General features: G+C 68.9%; 7 protein-coding genes and 2 pseudogenes. 5 read left to right on the top strand and 4 right to left on the bottom strand.

Annotation, left to right across the window (positions count from 1 at the left end; all coding sequences use genetic code 11):
• Window positions 1-88 (bottom strand): annotated as a pseudogene (locus tag ACWDUZ_RS34360) (IS5/IS1182 family transposase); the annotation flags it as partial.
• Between the two features lie 494 nt (window positions 89-582).
• Here ACWDUZ_RS34360 and ACWDUZ_RS34355 point away from each other — a divergent pair.
• A pseudogene (locus tag ACWDUZ_RS34355) lies at window positions 583-804 on the top strand (hypothetical protein); the annotation flags it as partial.
• A gap of 273 nt (window positions 805-1,077) precedes the next feature.
• On the opposite strand, the gene ACWDUZ_RS34350 reads toward ACWDUZ_RS34355, so the two are convergent.
• The 3 genes from ACWDUZ_RS34350 to ACWDUZ_RS34340 form a co-directional block, all read right to left on the bottom strand.
• Window positions 1,078-1,701 (bottom strand): NADPH-dependent F420 reductase, encoded by a 624-nt coding sequence (locus tag ACWDUZ_RS34350; RefSeq protein ID WP_451635734.1) that lies wholly within the window; start codon window positions 1,699-1,701, stop codon window positions 1,078-1,080.
• Between the two features lie 87 nt (window positions 1,702-1,788).
• Entirely contained in the window at window positions 1,789-2,307 is a 519-nt protein-coding gene (locus tag ACWDUZ_RS34345; RefSeq protein ID WP_451635733.1) for an SDR family oxidoreductase, read from the bottom strand.
• 542 nt (window positions 2,308-2,849) lie between these two features.
• Window positions 2,850-3,464 carry a TetR/AcrR family transcriptional regulator gene (locus ACWDUZ_RS34340; protein ID WP_451635732.1) on the bottom strand — a complete coding sequence of 205 codons (615 nt, stop codon included), beginning with the start codon at window positions 3,462-3,464 and terminating at the stop codon, window positions 2,850-2,852.
• 89 nt (window positions 3,465-3,553) lie between these two features.
• Here ACWDUZ_RS34340 and ACWDUZ_RS34335 point away from each other — a divergent pair, with 89 nt between their 5' ends.
• The 4 genes from ACWDUZ_RS34335 (at window position 3,554) to ACWDUZ_RS34320 (ending at window position 7,761) form a co-directional block, all read left to right on the top strand.
• Window positions 3,554-4,780, top strand: a complete 1,227-nt coding sequence (locus tag ACWDUZ_RS34335) for an alpha/beta hydrolase family protein (RefSeq protein WP_451635731.1) — start codon at window positions 3,554-3,556, stop codon at window positions 4,778-4,780.
• A 337-nt stretch (window positions 4,781-5,117) separates the two neighbouring features.
• The gene (locus ACWDUZ_RS34330; RefSeq protein WP_451635730.1) at window positions 5,118-5,951 is read left to right on the top strand and encodes a CPBP family glutamic-type intramembrane protease; all 834 of its coding nucleotides are present in this window, start codon (window positions 5,118-5,120) and stop codon (window positions 5,949-5,951) included.
• The gene (locus ACWDUZ_RS34325; protein WP_451635729.1) at window positions 5,948-7,102 is read left to right on the top strand and encodes a sensor histidine kinase; all 1,155 of its coding nucleotides are present in this window, start codon (window positions 5,948-5,950) and stop codon (window positions 7,100-7,102) included. The genes ACWDUZ_RS34330 and ACWDUZ_RS34325 overlap by 4 nt, the downstream gene beginning before the upstream one ends.
• Entirely contained in the window at window positions 7,099-7,761 is a 663-nt protein-coding gene (locus ACWDUZ_RS34320; protein ID WP_451635728.1) for a response regulator, read from the top strand. Before ACWDUZ_RS34325 ends, ACWDUZ_RS34320 begins: the two co-directional genes overlap by 4 nt.
• Window positions 7,762-7,791 lie beyond the last annotated feature (30 nt).

The raw sequence follows: 7,791 nt of genomic DNA, 5'->3' as shown, positions 1-7,791 counted from the left end.
CCGTGACCAGCTTCCCGAAGGCACGCGGGCTCAGCCCGGTGAACGGGGCTATCCAGGACGGCTCCGACGCCGTGATCACACCAGTCACACCAAGATCATCTCACTATGACCAGCAGTTACGGGACAGCCCTTAGACCCAGAACTCCCAGCCCAGACGCCGGCCGAAACGCAGCCGCCCGAGGGGGTTTCATGAGTGTTCGCCTGTGAAACACCGCCCCGCCACCGCTGTAGCCGCCGCGCATGCGGGCGGGGCTCGTTCCGCACGCCAGCCAGAGCCGACTTGAGTTCCCTCCCGTTCGGACACGGCCTCGACTGGTGGACTGGTGGGCTCGCATGTTGAGGTGTCGCGTATTCGCCAAGCGGCCGCAAGCTTCGATCACGCCCTGTGATGGTGGCGGTAGGTACAACGGAACAGCGGTTGGCGCTAAGCGACTTATCTTGTTCAGACCGGATTTCCGAGGCCGGTGACGCGGTTCTCGTACTCGCGCCGGGCTTTGCGCTGGGCCGGGACGGCAGGGACACCCTGGCCGCCATCGAACGGTTGGCAGCGAAGGCGTCCACGTCGGCCGTAAACGCGTTGAACGGCTCATGCGCCAGGCCGGCCTGGCCGGGATCGGCCCCCGGCGGAGCAAGGGCTTCACCCGACGTGACCCAGGCGCCGATCTGGCCCCTGACCTGGTGCAACGCGACTTCACCGCAAACGGGCCGAACCGGTTGTGGGTCACCGACCTGACCATGACGCGTTCTCCCGCCGGGTGGTGGCCTGGGAGACCTCCGCCCACGCGGACGCCAACCTTGTCCTGACCACGCTGGAGTATGCCCTGGCCAGCCAGTCAGCCGCCCCCACGCAGCGGGGGAACTTCAGGTCGTCGGGCAGGGTGCTGCCGGATGCGGTGCCGCGGGCATAGGAAGGCCGGGCGGAATCGGACACTTCTGTGGTGCTGATGCGACACCTCACGTTGACGTTTGCGGGGGGTGGTGGGTGGTTCGGGTGCGCATCAGCCCTTCTCGGCCCCATGCCAGGCCCCAGGCATGGCGCCTGGCATGGGCGAGGGCAGGTCGCGGGGGCGGGTGTGCTCAGGCGGACGTGTTGACGCCGAGGGTGAAGTTGAAGTTCCCTGCGCCGTGGCGGCCCAGGCCCATCATCAGCAGGCCTGTTCCCTCCAGCGAGCGCGCCATTTCCAGGGAGCCGGTGTCCAGCGGCCGCAGCCCGAGGCTCTCGATGAATGCCGCCACCGTTGCCTTGGCCTGGGCGTCGTCGCCGGCGACGAGTACGTCCAGCGGGCGGCCCTGGGCCAGGACGTGGCCGAAGACGGTGTTGAACGCCTTCACGACGTGCGCGCCGGCGGGGGCGACCTTGGCGATCTCCTGCGCGATGGAGGTGCCGAAACCGGTGGTCAGCCCGGTAGCGTCGGAGTTGAAGGCGTTGGTGATGTCGATGATGACCTTGCCTGCCAGCAGGTCGCCGTACTGGGCGACGACCGGCGCCGCGTTGCCGTGCGGCACGGCGAGTATGACGATGTCGCCAGCCGGTGCGGTGCCGAACGTCCCGGCCGTGGTGCCGCTGCCGAGGGCTTCGGCCAGCTTCTTGGCCCTGGCCGCGTCGCGGCCGATGACCTCGACAGTTTTGCCGCCTGCGACCGCCCGGGCGGCGATGGTGCGGGCCATGTTTCCCAGGCCGATGATGCTGATGTCGCTCATGATGTATCTCGGTCCTCAGTCGTGACAGATGTGGTGGGGACGCGATCTGCTTTGTCGCTCTTTCGCCTGTGCCGCTCGTGCCGGGGGTCAGGCCCAGCGCGCTCCGCCGTCGACGTGGAGGGTCTCGCCGGTGATGAAAGGGTTGGTCAGCAGCGCGCGGGCGGCGGCCGAGACGTCGGAGGGCTCCCCGACACGGCGCGCCGGCGCGGAAGCCGCGACACGCTGGAACAGCTCGTGCTTGTCGGGTACCGCGGTGTCCCACGCGCTGGTGGTGACCACTCCGGGCGAGATGGCGTTGACGCGCGTGGGCGCCAGTTCAACCGCGAGGGCGGATGCGAGCGCGCTGACGCTGCCGTTGGTGGCTGCCATCGCGACGCCTCCCGGTGACGGCCGCCACGCGCCCAGGCCGGAGAAGAACAGCAGCGATCCCTCTTCGGCGATCATCGGGGCGAAGTGCTTGGCCAGCAGGATGGGTCCGAGGACCTTGGCATCGAAGGCCGCGAGCAGCGCGCGGCGCTCGACGGAGACGACCGGCCCGCCGGCCCGCTCCGCGGCGACGCTGACGAGGTGGTCGAGCGCGCCGGCGGCCCTGACCTGATCTCGCATCAGTCGGCAGTTGAGGGGACGAAGCCGGGACCGCGCTCCTGGCCTGCGGACCGCCGCCGTGCGCGCCTGATTGCCGCCGGCCGTGCGGAGTTGCCCGGGCGCGCCGAGTTGCCCGGGCGCGCCGAGTCGTGGGACGGCGATGCCGTACGGCTCGTCTGCGTCGTCGGGCAGGGCGCCGGTGCGCCCTCCGGGCGGTCGCCGCAGCAACGCCGGCCCGTGCGGGCGTCGATGCGTCCAGGTCCGGCCTTCGCAGAGTCGATGGGTGCTGGCGCCGCCCCCCGCTGTCTGTCGCCGGCGAACGACCTGGTCGCCTACCGCCTCGGCGGCGATCCTTCAGGAGGACGGTCGCGCCTTGGCGGGAGTCGAGTTGTCCCCTCCGAGTTGAGTTCGCACGTCGCGGGGCACGTGCACGCCGTGCCTGCGCATGTTGGCGATGAACCGCGCGGCGAGCGGGTCGATTGTGGTGGAGGTGACCGCCACCAGTTGTCTGCGCGACAGTCCAGCGGCCCGACACTCCAGGAACTTCCGCGCAGTGGCACGGGTCAGGGCGAGTCCGGACGGCGGCGGAGGAGCGGGAGGAAGAGGTCGTCGACGATCGAGCGGATGCGGGCAGGCTGCACTGGTTTGAAGTGCATGAGCAGGTCGTGGCGCACCAGGTCGAACGGCATGGCGAGCACTGCGGAGGGCGTCCGTTCCAGGTCGATCTCACCGCGGTCGTGGGCGCGCTGGTAGACGGACCGGACGGGAGGAAGGGTCTGGGCGCCCATGATCTTGTCGCGTGCTTGCGCGGGGGTGAGGCCGGCCTCGCTCAGCAGTCCGGAGAAGGCGGCAGCCGCGGCGACGGCGAAGAAGGCGGCACGGGCCTCACTCATGATTGTCAGTTGGGCGAGCAGATCACCTCGCAGGGAACCGGTGTCGGGAACATCGACCGGGTGGCTGTTGCGGTAGTGCTCGATCGCGGCGAGCACGAGCTGGTCCTTGTTGGTCCAGCGCCGGTACAGCACGGCGACGCCAGTGCTGGCGCGGGCGGCGACGGACTCCATGGTGAGCTTCGCGAAGCCGACCTCGACCAGCTCGTCCCAGGCGGCTTGGAGCAATGCCGCCTCCAGCTCGGGCCCACGGCGCCGGCGAGAAGGTGTGTTGGCAGATGTGGTCACGCCCCCAGTATAGGGAAGGTTTGCGTTCCTTACGCGGGCGCCCTACTCTCACAGGAGATGAATTCAACTCTTATTTGGGAGACGGGACGATGAGCACCACAACAACGGCAGAAAACCGTGTCACCTTCTTCGTCGACCCCTCGATGAACTCGATGGCCCGGGCGATGCTGGGGCGTGTGTACACCGGTGCGGCGGATACCGGTGAGACGCTGGCGACGATCGAGCGCATCACCGACGGTGACCTCGCCTCGTGGGCACGCGAGTGGGAGGCAACGGCGGACCGCGTCGCCGAGATAGGCGAAAACTGTGTGCGGCGCGGCCACCGAGTGAGTGGCCGTAACGCACTGCTGCGTGCGGCGACGTACTACGCGTCGTGTGTTTTGGTGGTCGACGCGTGCGACGAGCCGGACGCCCTCAGGGCACGTACGTTCGCCGCCTATCGCCGGTGCTGGGAGCAGTACCTCGGCCTGCTGGACAACCCGCCCGAGCCGCTGGAGATCGCCTACGAGGGCACCACGATGCCCGGCTGGTTCTTCGCCGCACCCGGCGACGGCCTCAAGCCGACGCTGGTCATGGTCAACGGCGCTGACGGGGCGGCGAGCTACCTGTGGCCCGGCTACGGGTTCGAGGCGTCGGTGCGGGGCTACAACGTCGTGGTGTTCGACGGGCCAGGCCAGCAGCGCATGCTCTTCGAGCGAGGCGTCCATTTCCGGCCCGACTGGGAGCACGTCATCACGCCCGTCGTCGACGCGACACTGCGCCTGCCGGGCGTGGACCCGGAGCGGCTCGCCCTCTACGGCGTCAGCCAGGGCGGATACTGGACCCCGCGCGCTTTGGCGTTCGAGCACCGCTTCGCGGCCGCAGTGATCGACGACGGGGTGGTCAACGTGTCCGAAGCGTGGTATGCCATGCTGCCGCCCACGCTGAGGGGGCTGCTTGACAACGGCGAGCGTGAGGCGTTCAACGCTGCCATCGAGCTCCTCCCGTCCAACCTCAAGCGGATCTTCACTTGGCGGTCCACGCCGTTCGGCTGCCCGAGCTTCTTCGACACGTTCCTCGAGACCAGGCGCTACGAGATCACGCCGGAGCTGGCCGCACAGATCACGACCCCGGTGCTGATCGCCGATCCCGACGACGAAGCGTACTTCGTAGGCCAGCCCAGGCGGCTGTACGACATGATCCCGGGCGAGAAGGTGCATGCCCGCTTCACCGCAGCCGAAGGAGCTGCCGGACACTGCGAACCGACGGCCCGCGCCCTCGCCTCCCAGCGGTTCTTTGACTTCCTCGATGACCACGTCGGCATCACCGGCCCCTGATCTCCGGCCCGATACAACCCAGGGGCTGAACGGTGACGTAAGCGATCAGTCCAAGCTCGGGCGCCCGCTGCCCACCGTGATGCCTGGGCTCCACTGCCACACGGGCGGGGCAGGCTGCGCTTGCCAGTGATCCACTTCGGCCGATTGGTTCGCCCACCAACGCACAGCGTCTGGTTGGGGTGCCGGACCGTGTGGTCTGTCCCCCACCAGTGTGGTCTGTCCCCCGGGCGAGCTACACGCAAGTGTCCACTCTGTCGTGACGATTCCGGACCGCTGGATCCGTAGCGTTCGAGCTCAGCCTTGGTGCTCCGTCCGCGGGCCCGGCGAAGGAGTCTTCATGAGAGTCGTGTGGCAGTTGGTAGCCGTTGTCGTGGCCTTCGTGACGGGAAGCCTGGTCGTTGCCGCAGCGGATGGGCATCCGGGGCTCACGCTCGTCCTCGGCATCGTGACCTCGGTTCTCGCGGTACTTGTCTACAGGTGGGTGGTACAGCGGACCGAGCACCGCCCGGTCACGGAGGTGTCCGCGCAGGGCGCGGCGTCGGGTATCGGCCGGGGAACGCTGATGGGTGTCGGGCTGTTCGGGGCCGTCATCGCGATCATCGCCCTCCTTGGGGACTACAAGGTCAACGATCTGGGCTCGGTCACGGGCGCGGTGGGCTTGTTCGGCTTCATGGCCGCCGCCGCCGTGAGGGAGGAACTGTTGTTCCGCGGCTTTCTGTTCCGGATGCTGGAGGAACGAGCCGGCACGTGGATAGCGCTGGCACTGACCGGCGGGCTGTTCGGCCTGTCGCACCTGCTCAACCCGCACGCCAGCCTGTGGGGTGCCATCGCCATCGCCATCGAGGCCGGCGGTATGCTCGGCGCCGCGTACGCGGCCACCCGCAAACTGTGGGTTCCGATCGGCCTTCACTTCGGCTGGAACTTCGCCGCGTCCGGTATCTTCAGCACCGATGTCTCGGGTACCGACACCCAGCGGGGAATCCTGGACTCCACGATCTCGGGCTCGAATCTGGTCACCGGCGGTGAGTTCGGCCCGGAGGGAAGTGTGTATTCGGTACTGTTCGGCGTGGTGTTGACCATCGCGTTCATGTGGTTGGCTCGCCGGCGTGGCCACTTGGTACCCCGCCGCCGCGCAGACCGGGGCATGGCCACCCCTATACTCTCCCGATGATCAATTCTTGGCGGGTCCCGGGCCTGTGGCGCCGGTTCGACGTCACGGTCCGCGATCTGCCGCTCGGGCTGCTGTTCCTCGCCGCGTCGCTCCTCCTGCCGGTGTTCCACAAGCACGGGACGCAGCTCGGCGGCATACCGAACCGCCCCTTCGACGGCTTGGCCGCCGTGGCAGTCGCCCTCGAGTGTTTCCCGCTCGCCGTGCGTCGGCGGTGGCCAGTCGTCTGCGTCGCCCTGGTGTCGGTCGGCTTCGCCGTCGATCAGCTCCGCGGCTACCACCTGCTGGCGGCTGCCGCACTGCCCATCGCGCTGCTGAGCGGCGGGTTGCATCTGGAGCGGCACCGGCGCAGCACCGTACTCCTCCTCTCCGCGGCATACGTACCGCTGGCAGTCATGCTCTCCCGGCTCGGTTCGGGCGAACCGCCCGGCGAGTTCGTGACGTTCTACCTGCTGCTGGCCCTCGCCTGGGGCGCGGGGACGTGGCTCCGCGCCACTCGCGCCGCGGAGGCAGAACGCCGCCGCCGCGTCGCCGAGGAGACTCGCGTCACCGAACGCACCCGTATCGCCCGCGAGCTCCACGATGTCGTGACCCACCACGTGACGGCGATGGTCGTGCAGGTCGAGGCGGCACGCTATCTGACCGCCGCGCCCGATCGTCTGGACCAGACCCTGACCACCGTCGCCGATACCGGTCGCCGGGCCATCACCGACCTGCGCCACCTGCTCGACCTGCTCAACCCCGACCACAGCACCGAGGACAGGGCGCCGGCCGTCGGCAGGCTTCTCACGCTTGTGGAGCAGACCCGCCGCGCCGGGCAGTCGGTGGAGTTCACCGAGGAGGGCACGCCCGCAAAGTCGACCGGCAGCGCCGACCTCGTGGCCTACCGGGTCGTGCAGGAAGCCCTGACCAACGCACTCAAGTACGCCCACGGCAGCCGTACATCGGTCCAAGTGATGCACGGCGAAAGCGAGATCACTGTGGAGGTCAGCACGGACGGTTCCGGTTCGCACTCCGGGGTCCCGGGCGGAAGCGGGCGGGGCCTCGCCGGTCTCCGTGAGCGGGTCGACGTGCTGGGTGGCGACTTCAGCGCCGGCCGGCAGAGCGGCGGCGGTTTCGTTGTGCGGGCACGTATCCCCGGGGGCGCGTCGTGACCGAGCCGATCCGTGTCCTGCTCTGCGACGACCAGGTTCTGATCCGTACCGGGATGGCCACGATCATCGACGCCCAGCCCGACCTCGAGGTGGCGGGTCAGTGCGGGGACGGGCAGACCGGGGTCGACCTCGCCCAGCGGCTGCGCCCCGATGTCGTGGTGATGGACATCCGCATGCCGGTGCTCGACGGCATCGAGGCCACCCGCCTGCTGGCCGGTGCCGGGGTGGCACACCCCGGCAAGGTGCTCGTGGTGACCACGTTCAACCTGGACGAATACGTCTACGAGGCACTGCGCGCGGGGGCGAGCGGGTTCCTGCTCAAGGACGCACCTCCGGCCCAGCTGCTCCACGCAATCCGGACCGTGGCAACGGGCGCGGCACTGCTGGACCCCGAGGTGACACGCCGGCTCGTGGGCAGGTACGCCGCCCGGATCCAGCCCGCGACGGGCACCGCCGCGCCCGACGTACCGCTGACCCCCCGCGAACTGGAGGTCCTCCGCCTCATCTCGGACGGCCTCTCCAACAGCGAAATCGCCGGAGTCCTGCAGATCAGTCAGGAGACCGTCAAAACCTTCGTGTCGCGTATCCTCACCAAACTCGGCCTCCGCGACCGCGTCCAAGCAGTCATCTACGCCTTCCGCCAAGGCATGGTGACGTGAAACGCAGCGCAGAGGGCCATCCCTCTCCTC

It is taken from the genome of Streptomyces sp. NPDC003393 (assembly GCF_053589015.1).
Note: the sequence above shows the minus strand (reverse complement) of the source record. Positions and strands in the feature narration are given on the sequence as shown.

What these genes read in the sequence shown, in the direction of transcription:
- ACWDUZ_RS34325 (WP_451635729.1), top strand. Translation starts at nt 5,948, where the DNA reads ATGATCAATTCTTGGCGGGTCCCGGGCCTGTGGCGCCGGTTCGACGTC.
- ACWDUZ_RS34345 (WP_451635733.1), bottom strand. Translation starts at nt 2,307, where the DNA reads ATGCGAGATCAGGTCAGGGCCGCCGGCGCGCTCGACCACCTCGTCAGC.
- ACWDUZ_RS34335 (WP_451635731.1), top strand. Translation starts at nt 3,554, where the DNA reads ATGAGCACCACAACAACGGCAGAAAACCGTGTCACCTTCTTCGTCGAC.
- ACWDUZ_RS34350 (WP_451635734.1), bottom strand. Translation starts at nt 1,701, where the DNA reads ATGAGCGACATCAGCATCATCGGCCTGGGAAACATGGCCCGCACCATC.
- ACWDUZ_RS34330 (WP_451635730.1), top strand. Translation starts at nt 5,118, where the DNA reads ATGAGAGTCGTGTGGCAGTTGGTAGCCGTTGTCGTGGCCTTCGTGACG.